Raw genomic sequence first — 24,221 nt, forward strand, 5'->3', positions numbered from 1 at the left:
TTTTGCCACCACCCATCCGCCAAACTGTTTCAAAACTTGACGCTCAAGCCAGCTTCCACCATATTGATAGTTAGCAAACTAACTGTATGCGAACATTCCCGTGTCCCAATCCCTTGAACAACTTCAGACCAACCTCAGCAGCAGCATGGTGGTGGGCGCCCGCAACTGGCGCAAAATCTGCCAGGCCACGTTGGTGAGTTATGGCATCTCCGAAGCCTGCGCCGTGCCGCTGTTGATGATCGGCCGCCTGGGCGACGGTGTGCATCAGGTCAAGGTGGCCCAGGCCTCCGGCATGGAAAGCCCGTCGCTGGTGCGCCTGCTCGACCAGCTGTGCAGCGGCGGCTATGTGTGCCGCACCGAAGACGCCAACGACCGCCGCGCCAAGGCCTTGAGCCTCACCGAGCGCGGCCGTGAGCTGGTGCAGGCGGTGGAGGCGCAACTGGTGCGTCTGCGCCGCGAAGTGCTGGCCGACATTCCCCGCAACGACCTCGAAGCCGCGTTGCGTGTACTGCGCGCCTTCGAAGCGGCGGGGGCGGTGGCGCCTTGAACGGATTTTTTACCGGCATGCCGCCGGCTCGCGACTGGTTCTACGGCGTACGTACCTTTGCGGCGTCGATGATCGCGCTGTATATCGCCATGCTCATGCAAATGCCGCGTCCGTATTGGGCGATGGCCACCGTGTACATCGTCTCCAGCCCGTTTGTCGGACCTACCAGTTCCAAGGCGCTGTACCGCGCCATCGGCACCCTGATGGGCGCGGCGGCGGCGGTGTTGTTCGTGCCGATGTTCGTGCAGTCGCCCTACATCCTGGTGGTGGTGATTGCGCTGTGGACCGGCACCTTGCTGTTCCTCTCCATGCACCTGCGCACCGCCAACAACTATGCCCTGATGCTCGCCGGCTACACCCTGCCGCTGATCGCGCTGCCCGTGGTGGATAACCCCCTGGCAGTGTGGGATGTGGCCGAAGCGCGCACCGAAGAAATTTTCCTCGGCATCGTCGTGGCCGCCGTGGTCGGCGCGATGTTCTGGCCGCGTCGGCTGATGCCGGTGTTCGACGGTTCGGTGGCCAAGTGGTTTGCCGACGCGCAGGTCTACAGCCAGCGCTTCCTCACGCGTAGCGTCGACACCGAGGAGGTCAGCAACCTGCGTGGCGGCATGGTCGCCACCTTCAACACCCTCGAACTGATGATCGGCCAGCTGCCCCATGAAGGCGCGCGGCCGCAGACGGTGCGCAACACCAAGGAATTGCGCGGGCGCATGATTCACCTGCTGCCGGTGATCGACGCGCTGGACGACGCGGTGTACGCCATCGAACATCGCGCCCCCGAGTTTCTCGAGCGCCTCATGCCCTTGCTGCAAGCGGCCGACGCCTGGCTGCAAGTCACCACCGACACCGCGCCCCTTGAACGCTGGCGCTTGATGCGCGACCAGATCGACGCCGCGCAACCCCAGGGCGACGCACTCAACGACCGCCACACGTTGCTGTTCTCCAACGCGCTCTATCGCCTGGCCGAGTGGGTCGACTTGTGGCAGGACTGCCGCAGCCTGCAAGCCGCCATCCAGTGCGAAAGCCAGGACACCTGGCGCGCCGTGTACCGCCACTGGCGCCTGGGCCGACTCACGCCGTTCCTCGACCGTGGCCTGATGTTCTACTCGGCGTTTTCCACCGTCAGCGCAATCATCGTCGCTTCGGTGCTGTGGATCCTGCTGGGCTGGACCGACGGCGGCAGCGCGGTGATCCTCGCCGCCGTCGCATGCAGCTTCTTCGCCACGATGGACGACCCGGCGCCGCAGATTTACCGGTTCTTTTTCTGGACCGCCATGTCGGTGCTGTTCGCCAGCCTGTACCTGTTTCTGGTGCTGCCCAACCTGCATGACTTCCCGATGCTGGTGCTGGCCTTCGCCGTGCCGTTCATCTGCATCGGCACCCTCACGGTCCAGCCGCGCTTCTATCTGGGCATGCTGCTGACGCTGGTCAACACCTCGTCGTTCATCAGCATCCAGGGCGCCTACGACGCCGATTTTCTCAACTTCGCCAACGTCAATCTGGCCGGGCCCGTGGGCCTGCTGTTTGCCTTTGTGTGGACACTGATCGCGCGGCCCTTCGGCGCCGAGCTGGCAGCCAAGCGTCTGACCCGGTTCAGCTGGCGTGACATTGTCAGCCTCACCGAACCCGCCACCCTCGCCGAGCACCGGCACATGGCCGCGCAGATGCTCGACCGCCTGATGCAACACCTGCCGCGCCTGGCCCTCACCGGGCAGGACACCGGCATCGCCCTGCGCGACTTGCGCGTGGCGCTGAACCTGCTCGACCTGCTGGCCTACTCGCCACGCATCCTCGGCGTGCCCCGGGTGCTGCTCAACCAGGTGGTGGAAGGCGTGGGCGGCTACTTCAAGGCCTGCCTCAAGGCGGGTGAACGCTTGCCCGCGCCCAGCGGTCTGCTGATGACACTCGACCGCACCCGTCGCGCCCTCAACGGCCAGGGCCTGCAGGATGCCGACGACACCCGCCTGCACCTGCTGCACGCCCTGGCCGGCCTGCGCCTGGCGCTGCTGCCGGGGGTTGAATTCATTGGTGGCACGGAGCTGGAAGCGCCGCTGCCGGATGGAGCGCCTTTATGATCGGTGATCTGGATATCAGCGGGGTGTTCCTGCCCACGCTGCTGGTGCTGATGGGCATTACGTACCTGTTGTTTCTGGTGGTGCACGGGCTGTTGACGCGCATGCACTTCTATCGCCTGGTCTGGCACCGGGCATTGTTCAATGTGGGGCTCTACGCGCTGATGCTGGGCGCGGTGGACTCACTCAGTCGATACCTGATGACATGAAAAAACCTTTTTTGACCATCGGCCGTGTGGTCCTCACGCTGTTGATCGTGACGTTTGCGGTCGTCGTCGTGTGGCGCATGGTCATGTACTACATGTTTGCCCCCTGGACCCGCGACGGGCACATCCGTGCCGACATCGTGCAGATTGCGCCGGACGTGTCCGGGCTGATCCAGCGCGTGGACGTGCACGACAACCAGCCAGTGACCAAGGGCCAGGTGTTGTTCGCCGTCGACCAGGACCGTTTCAAACTCGCCCTGCGTCAGGCCCGTGCCGCCGTGGCCGACCGCCAGGAAACCCTGGCCCAGGCCCAGCGCGAGTACAAGCGTAACCGTGGCCTGGGAAACCTCGTGCCCAGCGAGCAACTCGAAGAAAGCCAGTCCCGCGTGGCCCGCGCTCAGTCGGCCCTGGCCGAAGCGCAAGTGACGGTGGACGCAGCTCAGTTGAACCTGGATCGCTCGGTGATCCGCAGCCCGGTGGATGGCTACGTCAACGACCGCGCGCCGCGCAGCCAGGAATTCGTCACCGCCGGGCGGCCGGTGCTGTCGGTGGTGGACAGCAACTCTTTCCACATCGACGGTTATTTCGAAGAGACCAAGCTCGACGGCATCCATGTCGGCATGGCCGTGGATATCCGTGTGATCGGCGATAACGCCCGCCTGCGCGGCCATGTGCAGAGCATCGTCGCCGGCATCGAAGACCGCGACCGCAGCAGCGGCTCCAACCTGCTGCCCAACGTCAATCCGGCGTTCAGCTGGGTGCGCCTGGCCCAGCGGATTCCGGTACGCATCGCCTTCGACGACGTGCCGGCCGACTTTCGCATGATCGCCGGGCGCACGGCCACGGTGTCGATCATTGGCGACAAGGTTAAAGACGGAGAGCAACCATGAAACGGCTTCTGGCCACGTCCGCGCTGGGGTTGCTGCTGTCGGCCTGCCAGGTGGTGGGCCCGGATTACTCGCTGCCGGACACGGCCGCCGTCAACCGCAAAGACCTGCAAGGGCCGATGGCGGGCGAGGGCGACAACGTGGTGTCGGCGCCGGTGCCGGCCGACTGGTGGAAGCTGTATAAGGACCCGCGCCTGGATGAACTGGTGCGCCAGGCCATGGCCTCCAACACCGACCTGCGCGTGGCCGCCGCCAACCTGCAGCGCGCGCGTTTCCAGAGCCAGCAGGCCGAGTCCGCCGGCGGCTGGAGTGCCGGCGCCAAGGCCGAAGCCCAGCGCTTGCAGGAGTCTGGCGAGGCGTTCCTGCAGCCCGAGAAGGTCCCGGTGGACAACATCGGCAGCGTGGGCATTACCACCTCCTACCAGTTCGACCTGTTCGGCACCTTGCAACGCGGCATCGAGAGCGCCCAGGCCAATGCCGACGCAGCCCAGGCTGCGGCCGATATCGCCCGCATCACCCTGGTGGCCGATGTGGTGCGCTCATACACGCGGGTATGTGCGGCCAACGAGGAACTGGCGATTGCCCACGAGTCCCTTGACCTGCAAGGCCAAAGCACCCGGCTCACTCAGCGCCTGCGCGATGCCGGTCGCGGTGATGAAACCCAGGTAACCCGCTCGCAGACCCAATACAAATCCTTGCGTGCCGACATGCCGCGCTATGAAGCCGCACGTCAGGCCGGGTTGTTCCGCCTGTCGATGCTGCTGGCCAGGCCGCTGGATCAATTGCCGGCCGGCACTGCCAGTTGCGCCGAGCTGCCACACATCGCCCAGTTGCTGCCGGTGGGTGACGGCGCCGCCTTGCTCAAACGCCGGCCCGACGTACGCCAGGCCGAACGCCAACTGGCCGCCGCCACCGCGCGCATCGGCGTGGCCACCGGCGCGTTGTACCCGGACATCGCCATCGGCGCCTCTGTCGGCACCGTGGGCCTGCTCGATGACCTCGGTACGCCAGCGACCAACCGCTGGGGTTTCGGCCCGATGATCAGTTGGACCGTCCCCACCAACGGCGCCCGCGCGCGCATCCATGAAGCCGAGGCCGCCACCCAGGGCGCCCTGGCCCATTTCGACGGGGTGGTGCTCAATGCCATCCGCGAAACCCAGACCGGCCTTGCGCAATACACCGCCATGTTGCAGCGCCGCGACGCGCTGGCCGAAGCCGGCGAGTCCGCCAGGGAAGCGGCGGGGCAGACCCATCGCTTCTTCCAGGCCGGTCGCGCATCGTTCCTGGCCGACCTGCAAGCCACGCGCACCTACACCGATGTACGCGCGCAACTGGCGGCCGCCAACACCCAGGTTGCCATGAGCCAGATCGACCTGTTCCTGGCGCTGGGCGGCGGCTGGGAAAATGCACGAACCCAAGCATCCCAGGCCCCGGCAACGCCTTGACACACCTTGAGTCCGAGGCGCTGGCGTGCACCTGGACGGCACGTCTGTCGCCCACCGTATGAGATTGATAGGGCGTCCCGTGAACTCCCGCTGGCCAAGCCCCTCTGAAAGGCTGGGCCGTTCGTGGCCGCCAGTGCTAATCTTCCCCCGTTTTCGGCGGGCTTGAGCCAACCCCTACAGGGTTCAAGGAAGACAGCCCACTTCTCACAGGATTTGATCAGGTCACTTCATGAATAAGCCAGCAGTCGTTCTTTTGGGTTTTGTGGTCGCCGTTGGCGTCGTCAGTGCAGGCGGCGCCTGGTACACCGGTAAGCAACTGGAGCCGGTGCTGCAAACCGCAATCCAGAACGCCAACAAGGAACTGCAGACCTCCATGGCCGGCGTCGATGGCAAGGTCTCCCTGGAGCTGGTCTCCCTCGACCGCGGCGTGTTCAGCAGCACCGCCCACTACCGCCTCAAGGCGCAGGGCGCGGTCTTCGGTGAAGACAACCCCAACCCCGAGTTGCTGTTCGTCGACCATATCGAACACGGCCCGTTGCCGTTCTCGCGCCTGGTCACGCTCAAATGGCTGCCGGTGATGGCCACCAGTCACTTTGAGCTGGAAAAGAACCCCACCAGCGAAAAATGGTTCGCCGCCGCCAAGGACGTGTCGCCGCTCAAAGGCGTGACCAATATCGGCTACACCCGCTCGGTCAACGGCAACGTCGAACTGCTGCCCCTGGAGTTCAAGGACGACAAGTCGTCGGCGAGCTTCTCCGGCCTCAACCTCAACTTCGACAGCACCGCCGAAGGCAAGAAGGTCAAGCTCGACGGCTACATGAACAGCCTCAAGGTGGCGGCAGTGGACGCCAACGGCACGCCGCTCGCAGCGGACCTGGCCGGCCTCACTGTGGCCAGCAACCTGGAGAAGTCCACCTTCGACTTCTACACCGGGCAAAACACCGTGGAGCTGACCGACGCCAAGTTCACCTTTGGCCCGCAGCAAAGCGTGCTGACCCTCAAGGGCTTTGAGCAAAAAGACTCCAGCAACATCAAGGACAACAACCTGGCCGGCCGTGTCGACTACAAGATCGACGAGATCGGTTACCAGGGCAAGCCCGTGGGTTCGGCCGCCATGGCCGTGAGCATGAAGGATGTCGACATCCCGTCGATGGTGGTGCTCACCAAGCTCTATCAGGAAAAAATGCAACCCGTGCAAGCTGCCGCCGCTGCGGGCGAGCCGGCGCCGGAACTGCAACTGACTGAAGCCGAACAGACCCTGGCCGAGGCCAACGTCAACCAACTGCTGGCCGCCAAGCCGCAAGTGGCGGTAGAGAACCTGTCGCTGAAAACCACCCACGGCGAAAGCAAGTTCAACCTCGTGCTGGACCTGGCCAAACCCGCCAGCATGGAACTGCCGCCGGTTGAACTGGGCAAGCAGATGGTGTCGCTGCTGGACCTCAATCTCACCCTGTCCAAGCCGATGATCGGTGATGTCGGCGTCGTGATGTCGCAACTCGATGGCGTGACCGATCCTAAAGTCATCGAGCAGCAATCGCAGGATATGGTCCGTACGGTCAGCGGTGTCGCGGTGGGCACTCAACTGGCGACGCTGGTGGGGACTGACGTGGTGACCAAGCTGCATTACGCCAACAACGAGGTGATGTTCAACGGCCAGAAGATGACCGTCGAGCAATTCATCGGCTTCGTGATGGGCAAAGTCGGCGCAGTCAGCCGCGCCCACTAAGGGTCAACGCAGCTAGACATGTGGGAGGGGGCAAGCCCCTCTTAAAGTCTTGGCTGCGCGTGAGCTGTTTCAGGCAATCACATTCCTGTGGCGAGCGGGCTTGCCCCGCGTTGGGCTGCGCAGCAGCCCCAAAACCATCCTCTGCGCAGTATCAGGTAGAACGCGTTTTTCTTGATTGGGGGCGCTTCGCACCCCAACGCGGGGCAAGCCCGCTCGCCACAATAAGCCCGCTCGCCACAGAGGCTCCAGTTTGCGGCCCGACGGAGCCCAATTCTGAACAATTGTTCTGATTTGGCCTCCACCTCGCTTCCCTGAGCGATAGTTCGCCCAGGAAAGCTAGGCCGCGTCAGTGGACGCCGCACCCTGAAGCGCTTCGCTCAGGACACCTATCGTTACGCTTTCCGTGTGTAAGGAAGCTCACGATATGTTGCGAAACCTACCACTCAGTGCCTCAGGCCGGTTGCGTCTGCTGATCGGGGTCGCCTTGTGCAGCCAATTACTGATGCCCGCCTTTGCCTCGGCCGACCCGGCCTATGACGCGCTGATCATCCAGGCGCGCAATGGCAACTTTATCCCCGCCCTGACCCAACTGCGCCAGTTGTCCGCCGAACGCCAGACGCCCGGGCAGGTCAGCGATCACCTGATCATCGCCGGGTGGGCCGGCCAGGATGCCGAAGTGCTCAAGGTGTACGAAGCCCAGGGCAAAAATCGCAACCTCAGTACCCAGGCACTTGCCACGGTGGCGCGTACCTACCGCAACCAGAAGCAGTGGGCCCAGGCCGAGGCGGTGTATCGCCAAGCCTTGCTGCGCGAGCCGAACAACATCGACCTGCAACTGGGCCTGGCCCTCACCCAGGCCGACGGCGGCAAAGCCACCGAAGCCGTGCAACGCACCCGCGCGCTGGTGGCGGCCAAGCCTGAAGATCCGAACCGGCGCATGGCCCTGGGCTACGCGCTGGCCCGCGCCGGTCTGAACTACGACGCCCTGTTCGAATTCGACCAGGCCTTCACCCGCGCCGGCGACAAACCTGAAGTCGCCCGCGAATACCTCATCGCCCTGCAACAGGCGCGCCTGCCAGAGGCTGCGTTGCGCCTGTCGGCCCAGCGTCCTGGCCTGGTTGACGCGGTCACCCAGCGCCGCCTCGAAGGCGACCTCGCCGCCGAGCGCGTGCGCCTGGCCGAGTACGCCACGCGCTCCGAGAAAGAGCGCTACGTGGTGGCCGACCGCGCGCTGCAGGACTACGACCGATTGATCACCCGCTGGGCCCCGGACGCCAGCGCCCACGAAGACGTGGTGCGCTGGCGCATCGACCGCCTGGGTGCGCTCAAGGCCCGCGCACGCACCGCCGAAGTGGTGCGCGAGTACGAAACGCTTACCGCTGAAGGCGTGCAATTGCCCACCTATGCCCTGCGCTGGGTGGCCGGTGCCTATCTCGAACAACGCCAGCCGGAACGCGCCCAGACCCTGTATCGCCAGGTACTGAGTGCGCCGGATGCCGACGCCAGTTACCGCGTCGACGACAGCACCGCGCTGTTCTATGCCTTGCTGGAAAGTGACCAGGTGCAGCAGGCGCGCGACGTCGCCGCGCAATTGGCCAACGAACAGCAACCACGGGTCGAACTCAAGGGCCTGCCCATCGGCAACCCCAACGACAACTGGATGGACGCGCAGCAACTCTCCGCCCAGGCCGGCACGTACGGCGGCGACCTGCCGGGCAGCGAAAGCGGCCTGGAGGCCCTGGTGGCCAAGGCCCCCGGCAACGTCGGCCTGCGCCTTGCCCAGGCCGACATGTACCGTGCCCGTGATTTGCCTCGGCGCGCCGAAAGCGTGCTCAAGGAAACCGAGGCCCAGGCCCCGCGCGACATCGGCCTGGAAGTGTCCCAGGCCTACACCGCGATGGACCTGCAGGAGTGGCGCCAGCTCGATGTGCTCACCGACGATGTGCTCGCGCGCAACCCGGACAACCGTCAGGTGCAGCGCCTCAGTCGCCTGCGGGACGTGCACGACATGGCCGAACTGCGCGTGGAGGCCTACACCGGCAAAAGCTTCGGCGGTGGTCCCAATGAAGAAGCCGGCGCCGCCACCGGCAGCCGCGACTGGGGCATCGAAAGCGTGATCTACACGCCGCCCATCGACGAAGACTGGCGCCTGTTCGCCGGCGCCGGTTATGCCACCGCAGACTTCACCGAAGGCACCGGCCAGCACCGCTGGCAGCGCGTGGGCGTGGAGCGGCGCACCCGCGACATGACCATCGAGGCCGAGGTGTCCAACCATTCCTATGGCGATGGCGCCAAGCAAGGCGCCGCCGTGTCGATTGCGCGCGATATCAACGACAACTGGCAATACGGCGGCAGCCTCGGCTACCTGCTCAGCACCACGCCGCTGCGCGCACTCAACGACGGGGTCACGGCCAACGGCGGCAGTGGTTTTATCCGCTGGCGCGCCAATGAAAGCCGCGAGTGGAAACTGACCCTCAGCCCGTCCCATTTCAGCGATGGCAACGACCGTTTCGAAGCCTTGCTCAGCGGCCGTCAGGGCCTCTACAGCGCGCCGCATGTGCAAGTGGACCTGGGCCTGGAAGTCGGCGCCAGCCGCAACAGCAAGCAGGATGTGGTGTATTTCAACCCCCGGTCCGACCTCACGGTGCTGCCCGTGCTCAACATCAACCATGTGCTCTATCACCGCTACGAGACGCAGTGGAGCCAGCAGTTCCAGATCGGTGCAGGCACCTACAGCCAGCGCGATTACTCCACCGGCGGGGTGGGGCTGGTCGGCTACGGCCAACGCTTTCGCTGGAACGACGTGCTGGACGTCGGCGCCAACCTGAGCCTGATCAGCCGCCCCTACGACGGTGATCGCGAACGCGATCTGCGCCTGCTCGTCGACCTTACCTACCGTTTCTAAAAGAGCCCGACCATGACCGTCCTCAGCCGTTGCTTGTTGGTCCTGGGTGTAGTGCTGGCCAGTGCCTGCGCCCAGCAACCCGCGCCATTCACTCCACCCGCCGAGCGGCCGACACCGGCCAACGAAGCGCCGTGGCCGAAAAACCATTTCCTGGGCATCGCCTACCACGACATCAGTGACCGCGATCCCGACCAGACCGTGGTGGCGGTGCGCACCGAGCGCCTGATCGAGCAACTGGCCTGGCTGCGCGAGAATGGCTACCAGGCCGTCAGCGTCGACCAGATTCTGGCCGCGCGCCGTGGCGGGCCGGCCTTGCCGCCCAAAGCCATCATGCTCAGCTTCGACGATGGTTACGCCAGCTTCTACACCCGGGTGATGCCGATTCTGCGCGCTTACCATTGGCCGGCGTTGCTGGCGCCGGTGGGCTACTGGATCGATACGCCACTCGACAAGCCGGTGGACTTTGCCGGCGCGCCACGACCGCGGGGCGAATTCCTCACCTGGCGGCAGATCCGCGAAGTGTCCCAGTCGGGCCTGGTGGAAATCGCCGCGCACACCGACAACAACCACAAAGGCATCCTGGCCAACCCCCAGGGCAACCTGGAACCGGCGGCGACGTCGATGCGCTACGACCCGGCGACCGGCCGCTACGAAACCGATGCCCAGTTTCAGGCACGGATGCGGGCTGACGTCGCGGCCATTAGCCAGAAAATCCGCAGCGTGACGGGCAAGGCACCACGGGTGTGGGTATGGCCTTATGGCGCGGCCAAGGGCACGTCCCTGGCGGTGGTCGGCGAGCAGGGCTACCAGATGGCCCTGACCCTGGAAGACGGCCTCGACAGCCTGGGCAACCTGATGGACAGCCCGCGTTTTCTGGTGGCCTCCGACCCGGACGGCGAGCACTTCGCCAACAGCATTGTCGCCGTGCAGGCCAAGGCGCCGATGCGCGTGCTGCATGTGGACCTGGACAACGTCTACGACCCGGACCCGGCCCAGCAGGCGCGTAACCTCGACCAGTTGGTGCAGCGCGTGGTGGACATGGGCGCAGGCACCGTGTTCCTGCAAGCCTTCGCCGACCCCAAGGGCGACGGCCTGGTGCACTCGCTGTACTTTCCCAACCGCCACCTGCCGGTGCGCGCCGACCTGTTCAACCGCGTCGCCTGGCAACTGCGCACCCGCGCCCATGCCGCTGTGTATGCGTGGATGCCGGTGCTGAGTTTCGCCCTCGACCCCAAACTGCCGCGCGTTACGCGGTGGGACCCGCACACCGGCCAGGTGGCCACGGACGCCGATCAATACAAACGCCTGTCGCCGTTCGACCCGCAGGTGCGCAGGCTCATCGGTGAAATCTACGAGGACCTGGCGCGCAACAGTGCCATCGACGGCGTGCTCTACCACGACGACGCGGTGCTGACGGATTTCGAAGACGCCAGTCCCGCCGCGCTCAAGGTCTACGCCGCCAACGGCTTGCCCGGCAACATCGCCGCGTTGCGTGCCGACCCGGCCGTGATGCAGCGCTGGACCCGCTTCAAGAGCCGCTACCTGATCGACTTCACCAATGAATTGACCGCCAGGGTGCGCGCCATCGGCGGCCCGCAGGTGCAGACCGCGCGCAATATCTTCGCCGAGCCGATGCTCAACCCCGACAGCGAAGCGTGGTTCGCGCAGAACCTTGACGACTTCCTTCAGGCCTACGACTGGACCGCACCCATGGCCATGCCGTTGATGGAAGGCCAGACGCTGAAGCAATCCAATGCCTGGCTGGAGAAACTGGTGGCCACCGTCAAGGCCCGTCCGGGTGCGCTTGAACGCACCGTGTTCGAGCTGCAGGCCAAAGACTGGCGCACCCAGGTCGCGCCGGATATCGACGGCGCACAGATGGCGCAATGGATGGGCGTGCTCAAGCGCCAGGGCGTCACCAGCTTCGGCTACTACCCGGACAACTTTCTGGAAAATTCCCCGGACCTGAAGACGGTACGTCCGGCCCTTTCCAACCAATGGAACCCTTGACCATGTTCGACAGAATCCTGGCTTTATTCGTGCTGGCGCTGGTGCTGGGCGTGCCCCTGGGCCTGATCTTCCTGGTCACCGGGCAGTTCCTGATGGACTTCGTGTTCTTTTACCCGCTGTTCATGTCGGCGCTGTGGATCGCCGGCGGCCTGTACTTCTGGCTGCACTGGGAGCGCCACTGGCCATGGGAAGAAGACACCCCCGCACCGACCCTGGCCGGTAACCCGCTGATCTCGATCATCATCCCTTGCTACAACGAGGGCGATAACGTCACCGAGACCATTCATGCCGCGCTGGACCAGTTGTACCCGAACGTCGAAGTGATCGCGGTCAACGACGGTTCCAAGGACAACACCGCCGCCTTGCTCGACGCGCTGGCCCTGCAACACCCCCGCTTGCGCGTGCTGCACCTGGCGCAGAACCAGGGCAAAGCTGTGGCCCTGCGCATGGGCGCGGTGGCTGCGCGCAGCGAATACCTGGTGTGCATCGACGGTGATGCGCTGCTTGACAAAAACGCGGCGGCCTACCTGGTCGCGCCGATGCTCGACAACCCGCGCCTGGGCGCCGTCACCGGCAACCCGCGCATCCGCACCCGCTCGACCCTGATCGGCCGCGTGCAGGTGGGCGAGTTCTCGTCGATCATCGGCTTGATCAAGCGCACCCAGCGGGTGTTCGGCCGGATCTTCACGGTGTCGGGGGTGGTGGTAGCGTTTCGCAAGAAGGCGCTGGACCGCATCGATTACTGGAGCACCGACATGATCACCGAGGACATCGACGTCAGCTGGAAGCTGCAACTCGATCACTGGGCGATCTTCTACGAGCCACGCGCACTGTGCTGGATTCTGATGCCCGAGACCGTCGGCGGCCTGTGGAAGCAGCGCCTGCGCTGGGCCCAGGGCGGCGCCGAAGTGCTGTTCAAGAACATTCGTGGCATCTGGCAATGGCGCCATCGCTACCTGTGGCCGCTGCTGTTCGAATACTGCCTGTCCACCGGTTGGGCCTTCACCTTCATGCTCTCGGTGATCTTCTGGGGTGTGGGCAAATTCATCCCGCTGCCCCAGGCCATCGCGGTCGACTCCCTGATGCCGCCGGCGTTTACCGGGCTGGTGCTGGCGATGGTGTGCCTGATGCAGTTCGCCGTGAGCATCCTGATCGACCGGCGTTACGAGAAGGACCTGTGGAAAACCCTGTTCTGGACCGTGTGGTACCCGATGGTGTTCTGGCTGGTCAGCCTGTTTACCACGCTGGTCAGCTTTCCCAAGGTGCTGTTCAACCAGCACCAGAAACGCGCGCGCTGGGTGAGCCCGGACCGTGGCATCAAACCAATCGAAAAGGAGGCGTGACATGAAACTTGTCAGAACTCGCCAACATGCCGTGATGTGGCTCATCGATGTGGCACTGACCCTGCTTGCGTGGGGCGGCCTGGTCTGGCTGCTGGCGCGCGGCATCGGCGCCATGCTGGAAACCCATGGCGGGCCGCGCATCGAAGCGCCGATCTTCGCCGCGCTCAATACCCTGCAGATCTACCTGTGGATCGCCGTGCTCAACGCGTTGATCCTGGTCAGTTGGGCGCGTTACCAGCAACGCAAGGGCCGCAAGTTCGCCCAGCGCCGCGCCCAGGCCAATGCGCTGAGCGACCAGCATTTGAGTGAAAGCTTCAATCTGGCCGAGGGCGACCTCGAGCAACTGCGCAGGCCGGGCGTGCTGGTGATTCACAACGACGAAGAGGGCGGTGTGGGCGAAGTGAAATCCCACGTCTCCCGTGACGTGGAGCGCGCGCCGCTGACGCTGGTGCCGGGGCAGGAAAAATTCCGAACGTAGACGGCGCCCATCCGGCCACGAAGATCCAAATATGGAAGGGACTTGCTCCACAGCCATAGCCGAGCGGGCTGTTGTGGCAAGCCCTAATGCCGTTCAGTTAAGCGCAGATTCCCTGTGGCGAGCAGGCTTGTCCTGCGTTGGGCTGCGCCGCAGCCCCAAAACCAGGCGCCGAGCCGTATCAGGTACACCGCGTTTTGCTGGATTGGCGGCGCTTCGCACCCCAATGCGGGGCAAGCCCGTTCGCCACAAAAAGCCCTCCCACAGTAATCTGCACAGCTGAATTACCTCTGCAATTGCCATTTATGCGATCCAATTCACACTCCCCTCGCGAACTTATCGGCATCCTTCGGTACTAAGCCCTAGCTCGGCAATTTCCTAATGGCTATTTAATAGCATTGATTGGTTATCAGCCGATTCATAATCAAAAGCGTATCCGTCTGTCGGAATAATCGTTTCAGTCACGGCACGATTACGCTTTTTATTGTTTTTTATTTTTATTTATCAAGATGTTGCAACTCTGCCGGTGCCGCGTGCCGTCAAATCCCATTCATTGGATTGACGCGGCTTCGATGGTAGTTTGCCGACCCTTGATTTTCGATGGATCGAACATGTCCTTATCGCCACGGATTCGGTTGTTGCTGTGCACCCTCCTGCTCACTTGTGTGAGCCAGAACAGCGCGTTCGCCGCCCCCACGCCTGGGGATCAGGACCTGATCCGCGATCGTCAGAACCGCCTGCTCGAAGAACAGCAGCGGCGCCTGCAGGAACTCAAGGACCTGCCCGGCAAAGAGGCCAAGCCTGATGCCCCGGCCGCGCCCGCCGACAGCCGCTGCTTTCCAATCCAGGACATCGAACTCAAAGGCGCCGACAGCCTGCCCGCTGGCGATCGCGCCATGCTGCTCAAGCCCTACCTGGGCCAATGCCTGGGCGTGTCGCAGCTTAATGAACTGCTCAAGGTCATCACCGACTACTACATCGCCAAAGGCCGTGTCACCAGCCGCGCCTACCTGCCGCAACAGGATCTCTCCAGCGGCCACCTGCAGGTGCTGGTGGTCGAAGGCAAACTCGAAGCCCTCAAAAGTGCCGAAGGCAGCACGGTGACCGACCGCGAGCTGGCCATGGCCTTTCCCGGCAAAGTCGGCGAGCCGCTGAACCTGCGCGAAGTCGAGCAACTGGTGGACCAGCTCAACCGCCTGCCGTCCAAACAGGCGCAAATGGAACTGACCCCCGGCCAGCAGATCGGCGGCAGCGACGTGGTGGTCAAGAACACCCCGCAAAAGCCCTGGCGCGCCAGCCTGTCGCGTAACAACGACGGCCAGAAGAGCACCGGCGAGCAGCAATGGGGCGCCGGCCTTGAGTGGGACAGCCCGCTGGGCCTGGCCGACCAACTGATTCTGCGCGGCGGCCACGACGCGGTGAGCGACCACCAGAAAACCTCGAAGAACACCATGCTCTACTACAACGTGCCGTGGGGCTGGTGGAATTTCAGCTACACCTACAGCGAGAGCGACTACCGCACCTTCGGCGTCACCAACAACTTCAAGTTCAAGCAGGACGGCGACAACCAGAACCACCAACTGCGCGCCGAGCGAGTGATCCACCGCGATGACGTGAGCAAGACCTCGGTCAACGTCGGCCTGGCGCACCTGCGCACCAACAACTACATCCTCGACGTGCGCACCGCGCCCAGCAGCAACCGCCTCAGCGAACTGCAACTGGGCATCAACCATGGGCGGCGCATCGGCACCGCGTTCGTCAACCTGGACCTGGGCATGCAAAACGGCATCGGCCTGTTCGACGCCCAGTCCCAGGACGAACGCGACCCGCTTGGCCGGCGCCAGCCCAATTCGCGCTACCGCAAATACACCGCCACCGTCAGCTACCTGCAACCGTTCAGCCTGTGGGGCGAGTCGTTCAGCTTCAGCAGCCTGGCCACCGGCCAACGCAGCGAAGACATCCTGTTCTCGCCGCAACGCATGAGCCTCGGCGGCTCGGCCTCGGTGCGCGGCTTCAAGGACCAACTGCTGACCGGCGACAGCGGCGGCTACTGGCGCAACGAAGTGCGCTGGGCGCGCCCCGTGACCCTCGACTGGATGCGCCCGGCTTTTGCCGAATACGGCGCCAGCGTCGGCTACGACCAGGGCGTGATCACCAACGACCGCTACAACGGCGACGTCCACGGCCGGGTGTCCAGCAACTCCCTGGAGCTGTTCGCCCGAGGCAAAAACGTCAGCACCAGCGTGACCTTTGCCCACTCGCTGGAAAGACCCGGAGTAGTCACCGAGCGCGAAGCGCCGATCTACTTCCGCCTGGATTTCTTCCTGTAATTCAACGCCCCGCAGCAACGAGAATTTTGAAATGGATGTTCGCCAATTTGCCTTCCTGACCCGCCAACCTTCTGCTGCCCTGAAGCCGCGAAACGCGTTCTTCGGCCTGCCCAAGCGCGGGCTGGCACTGATCCTGGCCAACGCGCTGTTCTGGCAGCCGCTGCTGGCCCAGGCCGAAGGCATCGTGGTGAGCGCACCCGGCACCACGGTCGGCCAGGCGGGCAATGGCGTGCCCGTGGTGAACATCGCCACGCCCAATGGCGCAGGCTTGTCCCATAACCAGTACAGCGACTACAACGTCGGTCCCAACGGCGTAATCCTCAACAACGCCAATGGCGCGGTGACCAACACCCAATTGGGCGGCTTTATCGTCGGCAACCCGAACCTCAAGAGCGGCGCGGCCAGCGTCATCCTCAACGAAGTCAACGGCGGCAGCCCCAGCCAGTTGCGCGGGTACACCGAAGTGGCGGGGCAATCGGCCAAGGTCATCGTGGCCAACCCTTACGGCGTTACCTGCAGCGGCTGCGGCTTTATCAACACGCCCAACGTGACCCTCACCACCGGCAAGCCGGTGCTCGACGCAAACGGTCAACTGCAGCGCTATCAGGTCGACGGCGGCGCCGTGACCATCGACGGTGAAGGCCTCAACGCGAGCAACGTCGACCGCTTCGAAATCATCACCCGTACGGCAAAAATCAACGCGCAGATCAACGCGCGTGAGCTGAACGTGATTGCCGGGCGCAACGACGTCGACGCCAACACCCTGAACGCCACCCCGCGCGCCGACGACGGCAGCGCCAAGCCCGAGTTGGCCATCGACTCATCGGCCCTGGGCGGCATGTACGCCGGTGCAATCAAACTGGTGGGCACCGAAGCCGGCGTGGGCGTGAAGCTCGACGGCACCCTGGCCGCCAGCGGCGGCGACATCCAATTGGACGCCAACGGCCGACTGAGCATGGCGCAGGCGACCGCCACCGGTAACGTCAAGGTCACCGCGCAGTCGGTCGACCTCACCGACAAGGTCTACGCCACCGGCAACGTGCAGGTGAGCAGCGCCCAGGCCCTGGTCAACCGCAAGAGCATCGCCGCCGGCCAGCGCATCGACCTCACGGCGGCCAACCTCACCAACGCCGGCATCATCGAAGCCGGCGTCGCCCCCGACAACAGCCGCAACAGCAGCGGCGATCTGACGATCAATGCGCAGACCGTCAACACCAGCGGCAACCTCCTGGCCAGCCGTGCACTGGCGATCACCGCCGCGCAGGCGCTGACCAACCAGGGCGCAATCATCCAGGCCAAAACGGTCAACGTCAGCAGCGCCAGCGTCAGCAACCAGGGCGCCACCGCGCGTCTGTTCGGCGAGCAGGCGCTGGTGGTCGACACGCCGGCCATCGTCAACCTTGGCGGTTTGATCCGCTTTGGTGACGGCCAGGCCGCCACGCTCACCAGCGCAAACCTGGACAACCGCCAGGGCCGCATCGAAATGTCCGGCGGCAGCCTGGCGCTCAACAGCACCGAGCTGAACAACAGCGGCGGGCAAATCGTCGCCAGCCAGGTGACGGTGAACGCAGGCAATCTGAACAACCAGAACGGCGTGCTGCTGGGCAACGCGCTGACGGTAAACGCCGGCAACATCGACAACAGCCTCAAGGGCCTGCTGCAAGCCGACAGCGGCGTGCTCAACCTCAACGCCACCAACGCCTTCAACAACAGCCAGGGTTTTGCCCAGGCCGCCACCGACCTCAACCTCACCGCCGGCACGCTCAGCAGCAACGCCGATGGCGTGTTGAGCGCCAACACCGGCACGCTCACCCTCGCCGTCGCGCAACAGCTCAACAACGCCCAGGGCCGCTTGCAGGCCGGGCAGGGCAACGTGCAACTGGGCGCCGCGAACCTGGACAACCAGAGCGGCGTGATCACCGGCAAGCAACTGCTGCTGAATGTGAGTGGCGGGCAGATCGACAACCGTGCCGGCCGCGTGCTGGGTGACCAACTCGACGTGCGCGCCTCGGGCCTCGACAACCGCGCGGCCGGCCTCCTTGCTGGTGGCGCCCAGGGCGTGAGCCTGCTGCTCAAGGGCCCGGGCCAGTTGCTCAACGCCCAGGGCCGCATCCAGAGCGAAGGCCTGCTGCAGCTGCAAGGCGAGCGTCTGGACAACAGCGCCGGCATCCTGCTCGGCAACAGCGTCGAGGTGACCTCTCAAACCTTCAACAACAGCAGCAAGGGCGCGTTGGTCAGCAATGGCGGCGATATCACCTTCAATGTCAGCGACCTGTTGACCAACGTCGACGGCGTCATCGATGCCGGCGAGCGCAGCGTGCTGGTCAAGCAACTCACCACCCTCAACAACAACGCCGGCACCCTGCGCGGCAAGCGCCTGGACATCGCCGCCCAGCACCTGAACAACGACGCCGGCCAACTGCTGGCCGGCAACCAGGGCCTGAGCTACAACGGCCAGGACGTGAGCAACCGCAAAGGCCTGATCCTCAGCGGCGGCGCCCTGACGGAACTGAACACCGCAACCCTCGACAACCAGGGCGGCACGGTGCAAGGCGACACGCTCAACGTGACCGCCGCCAAGGTCGATAACAGCGGCGACGGCCTGATGGCGAGTCTGGTGGGCGACCTGCAATTGACGGTCCAGGCGCTGGTCAACACCGGCGGCAAACTGTTTGGCAAAGAGCAACTGACCGTCAGTGGCGCCACCCTCGACAACAGTGGCAACGGCCAGATCAGCGGCAACCGGATCGCCCTGACCTCACGCGACACCCTGACCAACCGTGGCGGCCTGATCGAAGCCAACCAGGGCCTGACCCTCAGCGGCGGCAACCTCGACAACAGCGCCGGCGGCCAACTGCGCGCACTGGGCGGGGCGAGCAGCAGCCTCAACCTAAGCGGCGCGGTCAACAACCAGAACGGCGTCCTCGAATTCGGCAGCACCGCCTTCAGCCTCGACGCCGCCAGCCTGAACAACCAGTCCGGCCAGGTGCAGCATGCGGGCCTGGGCCTGTTCCACCTCAACACCGCCAGCCTCAGCGGCAGCCTGGGCCGCATCAACGGCATGGGCACCGCCGGTTGGGCCTTCGGCAAGGTCGACGGCCTGGGCAGCGTGCAGCTCAACGAAGCGCTTACCTACAAAAGCGCTCAGGGCCTGGCCCTCAAGGCAGGCGACCGCTTGGCCAGCGGCAAGGGCCTGGTGCTTGACGTAGCCAGCCTGGACAACGGCGGCGAACTGCTCAGCGACGGTGACCTGAGCATCACCACCGGCGGCGACATCACCAACAGCGGCCGCGTCTCGGCCCTGCAAAACCTGACGGTGACGGCCAATAACCTCAGCCAGAACGGCGGGCGTCTGGCGGCCGTCAATACGCGGCTCAACCTGAGCGGCACCCTGGACAACCTCGGCTTCCTCACCGCCCGCCAGCAGCTGGATATCGCCGCTGCACAGATCAACAACCGTGGCTCCCTCGGTGCCCAGGGTGCGCTGAACCTCACTGCCGTCAACGGCATCACCAACGCTGCAGATTCGCTGTTGTTCAGCGGCGGCGACATGACCCTGCGCAGCAATGGTTTCAGCAACCTCTATGGCGATGTCTACAGCAAGGGCAACTTGAGCTTCGCCGCACAGGATGGCGGGCGTGCCGTGCTGTTCAGCAACCGCTCCGGCACCGTGGAAAGCGAAGGCTCGATCGGCATCAATGCAGGCTTTATCGAAAACGCCAAAGATGAGTTCGAACTCGGGCAGACGCTGACCACAGGCAGCTTGAGTTGGGTCTGTGGCCAGCACTGCGGTGAGAAAGACAGCTGGGAAAAAGGCCTGATCACCATCTACGAGACGTACCTTGAGGCGGCGACCAAAGATTCGGTGGCGGCGCGCCTGGTGGCTGGCAAAAACATGCTGCTGCAAGGCGACAATGTGCAGAACCGCTACAGCCTGATGGCTGCCAATGGCGACCTGAGTATCACCGCCGGTGATTTGCTCAACCAGGGCGCCGCCACGCGCACAGGGCAGCGCAAGATCGTCGTCATCACGCCAGGTCGCATTTCCGACGATTTGTTTGAAAGCATGCAACATATCGACGTTCCCGCTTTCAATGCGGCCACGGCGGCTGGGCATTTCGATAAGGCGCGCTTCGAAGAGCTGAAAAACCGCTCACCCAATAGCTATCCTTTCGAGCACATAAGCGACGTCACCACCTGGACCGACAACGGCGGCCCCGGCTACGACGCCACCCTGCAAGCTGGCGGCACCGTCAACCTCAATGTCACCCGCACCCTACAAAACGGCACGCTGCACGACAACACCCTGGCCCAACTCACCGGACGCCTGGGCGATGACCAGACCGGCATCCCGGTCGGTGGCATCAACATCAACCTGAGCAAACACGCCAACGACCCAAGTGCCCAGGCAGCCGGCAGCGTATTGCCAGTGGCTGCCGTCGCCCCCGGCGGCGGCTTCGTGCCCGTGGACTACACCGGCACCGCCTTCGCCCCGGTCGACCCCACCACCGCGCCGAACTTCCAGCTGCCCAAGGGCGAATACGGCCTGTTCGTCAAAAATCCCGACCCGACCAGCCGTTATCTGATCGAGACCAACCCCGAGTTCACCTCGCTGTCGGGCTTCTTCAGCTCCGACTACATGCTCGGCAAACTCGGCTTCACCGGCGACAACGCCTGGCGCCGCCTCGGTGACGGCCAGTACGAAACCCGCCTGATCCGCGACGCCGTGCTCGCGCAAACCGGCCAACGCTTCCTCGCCGGCGGCCTCTACAGCGACGCCGACCAGTTCCGCTACCTGATGGACAACGCGCTGGCCAGCAAGGACGCCCTGCGCCTGAGCCTGGGCGTCACCCTCACCAGCCAGCAAGTCGGTGCCCTGACCCACGACATCGTGTGGATGGAAAACCGCGTGATCGACGGCCAGACCGTCCTCGTGCCCGTGCTTTACCTGGCCCAGGCCGAATCGCGCAATGTGCGCGGCAACAGCCTGATCCAGGGCCGCGACCTCAACCTGGTCACCGGCGGCGACCTCATCAACGTCGGCACCCTGCGCGCCAGCAACAACCTCACCGCCGCCAGCCGTGGCGGCAGCCTTTACACCGGCGGCCTCGTGGAAGCCGGCAACAACCTGAGCCTGCTGGCCGACGACAGCATCCGCAACGCCATGGCCGGCGAAATTCGAGGCAAACAAGTCAGCCTCGCCGCCCTCAAAGGCGACATCACCAACGACACCACCGCCATCCAGGTGCGTGACGGCGCCGGCATGCGCACCCTCACCGACACCAGCGCCGGCACCATCGTCGCCCGCGAAAATCTCGCCATGGACGCCGGCCGCGACCTCACCAACCGAGGCGCACTGGTCGCCGGCAACGACGCCACCCTGCGCGCCGGCCGCGACCTCAACCTGATCGCCGCCAGCGACACCAGCGTCAAACACGAGATTCGTGACGGCGGCGAAAAATCCAGCATCACCACCGACGTCAAAAACCTCGCCGCCAGCGTTACGGCGGGCGGCAATCTGACGATGAAGGCGGGGCAGGACGTCAACGTCATCGGCAGCAGCGCCACCGCCGGCAAAGACCTCACGGTCGAAGCCGGACGCGACTTCAACGTCGCGTCGGTCAGCGACATGCACAACGTCGAAGGCAAGGAGAAACACGGCAAGAAACGCATCAAGACCTCGGACGACCAGACCACCCAAGTGGCAAGCGTACTGACGGCGGGTGGGGATTTTGTCAGCCAGGCCGGGCGTGACACGACGATTGTTGCGAGCAAGATCAGTGCGGGGAATGAGGCTTATCTGTATAGCGGGGATAAGTTGAGTTTGTTGGCGGCGCAGGACAGCACGCATACGTTGTATGACATGAAGGAGAAAGGAAGCTGGGGCGCTAAAAAGGCGCAGATGGATGAAGTTACTCGTACCACTCAGGTAGGTACCGAGATCAAGACGGGTGGCAACCTAGTTCTGAAAAGTGGCGGCGATCAGTTGTACCAAGTCGCCAAGCTCAACAGTGGTAAGGACATCATCCTCGATAGCGGCGGTGCAGTCGTCTTTGAAGGGGTTAAGGACCTGCACGATGAGAGCCACACCAAAAGCAAAAGCGACCTCTCCTGGTTCAGTGCCAAAGGTAAAGGAAACACCGATGAAACCTTGCGTCAGAGCGAGTTGGTTGCCCAAGGACAGCTTGTCATTAAGGCCGCCGAAGGCATTCGTATCGATGTTAAACAGGTCGATCAGCAGACCGTAAGCCAGACCGTTGATGCGATGGTCAAGGCTGATCCTAATTTGGCCTGGCTCAAGCAAGCTGAGGCACGTGGCGACATTGATTGGCGCCAGGTAAAAGAGATTCACGAGAGCTTCAAGTACGACAACTCGGGGCTGGGCGCCGGTGCCAAGATTGCGATTGCGATCATGATGGCGGCGATTATGGGGCCTGTAGGTTTTGGCTTGCAGGGTGCGACGCTTGCTGTGAGCACGAGCCTGAGTACCACGGCCGTCACTAGCACCATTAACAACAAGGGCAACCTGGGCAAAGCCTTGAAGGAAACGGTCAGTTCCAACAGCCTTAAAAGTGCGGCAGTAGCCGGTTTTACTGCTGGCGCACTTTCTTATGCTGACACCAATTGGTTTGCCGGTGCAGATGGTGCAGGTACCGGCGCTGTCAGCGGTGTTAGCCCGAGTGCTGGCTCGACGTTGGCGGTTACTAACTCCCCGAGTGATATTTTTACTTGGACATCGGCTGGGGATATTGCACTGCGCACCGGTGGCCGCGCTGTCATTTCCAGTGGGATATCGACGGCTATCCAAGGGGGAAGCTTTGGCGACAATTTCAATGCTGCGTTGTTGGGAGAAGCTGGCAACGTTGCGATGGCTACTGGCTTTAACTGGGTTGGCGACACCATCAAGTTCCCGGATGGCAGTGTTCAGAAAATCGTTGCGCATGCCTTGATGGGTGGATTGCTAGCTGAGGCGACCGGTAGTGACTTTAAAACAGGCGCGGCGGCGGCGGGGTTGAATGAAGCACTGATTAACCAGCTGGCTTGGGCTGCACAGGGCAACGACGATGTAATGTTGATGCTCTCACAGCTGACAGGTTTGGTAGCCGCCGCCGCAGTCGACGGTGACCTTGAAAAAGGTGCACAGGTCGCACAGAAAGCGACTACCTATAACTGGCTCCTGCACAGTGAAATTGATGAGGCTGATAAAAAACGCGCGGGCTGCAAGTCGCTCGGTGCGGGAGCTGGTGCGTGCGAGAAGAAAATCATCAAGGAAATGGATGATCTCGATAAGTCCAGAAATCTCGAGATGTTTGAATATGATCGCTCTTTGCAGATGGCCGCTTACCGTGAAGGAATGACGCAGGACGAATACCGTGCAGCGTTGCTTGGCCACTTTAATGGCCTTGATCCAAGAGACTTGGTGTTCACGGGTTACGCGCCTGCCAATGAACTAGGTTACCGAGCTGAGGCCTTTGGTAGCAGCGTTGTGGATTACGCATCTAGCTTCCCTGAGCGATTCACGGCGGGACTTGACGGTCTCATACATAATTACGACAAAATTCCTGCAGGTATCGCACAGTCGGCAAGGGATGGCGTCGATTGGTTTACGGGCCCGATTCCGGCGCAGGCCGTTGCCCGGGCGGAGGATAAACTGGTCTTCTCCACACCCGAGCAGTTGGGTGAGATGGCGTTTGATACAACGTTGGGCGCTGTCACAGGTGCTGTTGGCGGGGCGGTTAGTGGGAAGGCGATTGAGTGGTTTGCGGGACGGTGGATCCCCCAAGTTGGAGCCCAAGCTAGTAACTTGAAAGGTACGGGCGCATTTCTTGATGGTGTAGAAGGTGGCGCCGGATTTGGAAAATTGACAGACCGGCAGGTTAAAGTTTCGGGTAAAGGGTTGGAAATTGTCGAAACTCATCTGCAGCAGTTCGGAGATGTACCGGAAAATGATCTTATGATTACAAGACTCCGGAGTGCTCTGGCTGAAGGCAAGCCAATAAGCGGGGCGGACGCAAGCTTTTATATTCACGAGGTTTCTGAGTCTACAATGATGAAAACGGGGCTGGACTACAGTGCGGCCCATCAAGGAGCGCTTTCGAAATATCAAGTGTCCCCGTTTAGTGTTTATCATCCAGATGTAATAAGAGCCGTTAACTCTACTGAGCCCGGATCCTTTAATGCAAGTTGGCTGAAGTTTTGGAGTCAGCAAAAATGATAACTGGCAATATAGGTAAGCACGGTAAGTTTCGCCTCTGGTGTAACCTGGGTGTGACAT

The 24,221-nt window shown here is 63.3% G+C and carries 12 protein-coding genes; all 12 read left to right on the top strand.

What is annotated here, in order from left to right; genetic code table 11:
- The first annotated feature begins 145 nt into the window (after positions 1–145).
- The 12 genes from VRB54_RS00695 (at position 146) to VRB54_RS00750 (ending at position 24,161) form a co-directional block, all read left to right on the top strand.
- Positions 146–547, top strand: a complete 402-nt coding sequence (locus VRB54_RS00695) for a MarR family winged helix-turn-helix transcriptional regulator (protein ID WP_338481029.1) — start codon at positions 146–148, stop codon at positions 545–547.
- Complete coding sequence (locus VRB54_RS00700; protein ID WP_338479144.1) at positions 544–2,622, top strand: FUSC family protein; 2,079 nt, start codon at positions 544–546, stop codon at positions 2,620–2,622. The genes VRB54_RS00695 and VRB54_RS00700 overlap by 4 nt, the downstream gene beginning before the upstream one ends.
- Positions 2,619–2,828 carry a DUF1656 domain-containing protein gene (locus tag VRB54_RS00705; RefSeq protein ID WP_003231009.1) on the top strand — a complete coding sequence of 70 codons (210 nt, stop codon included), beginning with the start codon at positions 2,619–2,621 and terminating at the stop codon, positions 2,826–2,828. Before VRB54_RS00700 ends, VRB54_RS00705 begins: the two co-directional genes overlap by 4 nt.
- Positions 2,825–3,715 carry an efflux RND transporter periplasmic adaptor subunit gene (locus VRB54_RS00710; RefSeq protein ID WP_209987014.1) on the top strand — a complete coding sequence of 297 codons (891 nt, stop codon included), beginning with the start codon at positions 2,825–2,827 and terminating at the stop codon, positions 3,713–3,715. The genes VRB54_RS00705 and VRB54_RS00710 overlap by 4 nt, the downstream gene beginning before the upstream one ends.
- Positions 3,712–5,157 (top strand): efflux transporter outer membrane subunit, encoded by a 1,446-nt coding sequence (locus VRB54_RS00715; protein ID WP_338479146.1) that lies wholly within the window; start codon positions 3,712–3,714, stop codon positions 5,155–5,157. Before VRB54_RS00710 ends, VRB54_RS00715 begins: the two co-directional genes overlap by 4 nt.
- Positions 5,158–5,386: 229 nt before the next feature.
- Complete coding sequence (locus tag VRB54_RS00720; protein WP_338479147.1) at positions 5,387–6,883, top strand: YdgA family protein; 1,497 nt, start codon at positions 5,387–5,389, stop codon at positions 6,881–6,883.
- 424 nt (positions 6,884–7,307) lie between these two features.
- Positions 7,308–9,788 carry a poly-beta-1,6 N-acetyl-D-glucosamine export porin PgaA gene (gene pgaA / locus VRB54_RS00725; RefSeq protein WP_338479148.1) on the top strand — a complete coding sequence of 827 codons (2,481 nt, stop codon included), beginning with the start codon at positions 7,308–7,310 and terminating at the stop codon, positions 9,786–9,788.
- Between the two features lie 12 nt (positions 9,789–9,800).
- On the top strand, positions 9,801–11,798 hold the full coding sequence (gene pgaB, locus VRB54_RS00730; protein WP_338479149.1) for a poly-beta-1,6-N-acetyl-D-glucosamine N-deacetylase PgaB: 1,998 nt from the start codon (positions 9,801–9,803) through the stop codon (positions 11,796–11,798).
- Between the two features lie 2 nt (positions 11,799–11,800).
- Positions 11,801–13,141 (top strand): poly-beta-1,6-N-acetyl-D-glucosamine synthase, encoded by a 1,341-nt coding sequence (gene pgaC, locus VRB54_RS00735; RefSeq protein ID WP_338479150.1) that lies wholly within the window; start codon positions 11,801–11,803, stop codon positions 13,139–13,141.
- Between the two features lies 1 nt (position 13,142).
- On the top strand, positions 13,143–13,619 hold the full coding sequence (gene pgaD / locus VRB54_RS00740) for a poly-beta-1,6-N-acetyl-D-glucosamine biosynthesis protein PgaD (RefSeq protein ID WP_338479151.1): 477 nt from the start codon (positions 13,143–13,145) through the stop codon (positions 13,617–13,619).
- A 608-nt stretch (positions 13,620–14,227) separates the two neighbouring features.
- Entirely contained in the window at positions 14,228–15,946 is a 1,719-nt protein-coding gene (locus VRB54_RS00745; RefSeq protein WP_338479152.1) for a ShlB/FhaC/HecB family hemolysin secretion/activation protein, read from the top strand.
- A gap of 31 nt (positions 15,947–15,977) precedes the next feature.
- Positions 15,978–24,161, top strand: coding sequence for a DUF637 domain-containing protein (locus tag VRB54_RS00750; RefSeq protein WP_338479153.1), 8,184 nt, complete (start codon positions 15,978–15,980; stop codon positions 24,159–24,161).
- Positions 24,162–24,221: the final 60 nt, after the last annotated feature.

It is taken from the genome of Pseudomonas trivialis (assembly GCF_036864995.1).
Classification (GTDB): Bacteria; Pseudomonadota; Gammaproteobacteria; order Pseudomonadales; family Pseudomonadaceae; genus Aquipseudomonas; species Aquipseudomonas trivialis.

What these genes read in the sequence shown, in the direction of transcription:
- pgaC (WP_338479150.1), top strand. Translation starts at nt 11,801, where the DNA reads ATGTTCGACAGAATCCTGGCTTTATTCGTGCTGGCGCTGGTGCTGGGC.
- pgaB (WP_338479149.1), top strand. Translation starts at nt 9,801, where the DNA reads ATGACCGTCCTCAGCCGTTGCTTGTTGGTCCTGGGTGTAGTGCTGGCC.
- pgaD (WP_338479151.1), top strand. Translation starts at nt 13,143, where the DNA reads ATGAAACTTGTCAGAACTCGCCAACATGCCGTGATGTGGCTCATCGAT.
- VRB54_RS00750 (WP_338479153.1), top strand. Translation starts at nt 15,978, where the DNA reads ATGGATGTTCGCCAATTTGCCTTCCTGACCCGCCAACCTTCTGCTGCC.
- VRB54_RS00720 (WP_338479147.1), top strand. Translation starts at nt 5,387, where the DNA reads ATGAATAAGCCAGCAGTCGTTCTTTTGGGTTTTGTGGTCGCCGTTGGC.
- VRB54_RS00705 (WP_003231009.1), top strand. Translation starts at nt 2,619, where the DNA reads ATGATCGGTGATCTGGATATCAGCGGGGTGTTCCTGCCCACGCTGCTG.
- pgaA (WP_338479148.1), top strand. Translation starts at nt 7,308, where the DNA reads ATGTTGCGAAACCTACCACTCAGTGCCTCAGGCCGGTTGCGTCTGCTG.
- VRB54_RS00695 (WP_338481029.1), top strand. Translation starts at nt 146, where the DNA reads ATGGTGGTGGGCGCCCGCAACTGGCGCAAAATCTGCCAGGCCACGTTG.
- VRB54_RS00710 (WP_209987014.1), top strand. Translation starts at nt 2,825, where the DNA reads ATGAAAAAACCTTTTTTGACCATCGGCCGTGTGGTCCTCACGCTGTTG.
- VRB54_RS00745 (WP_338479152.1), top strand. Translation starts at nt 14,228, where the DNA reads ATGTCCTTATCGCCACGGATTCGGTTGTTGCTGTGCACCCTCCTGCTC.
- VRB54_RS00715 (WP_338479146.1), top strand. Translation starts at nt 3,712, where the DNA reads ATGAAACGGCTTCTGGCCACGTCCGCGCTGGGGTTGCTGCTGTCGGCC.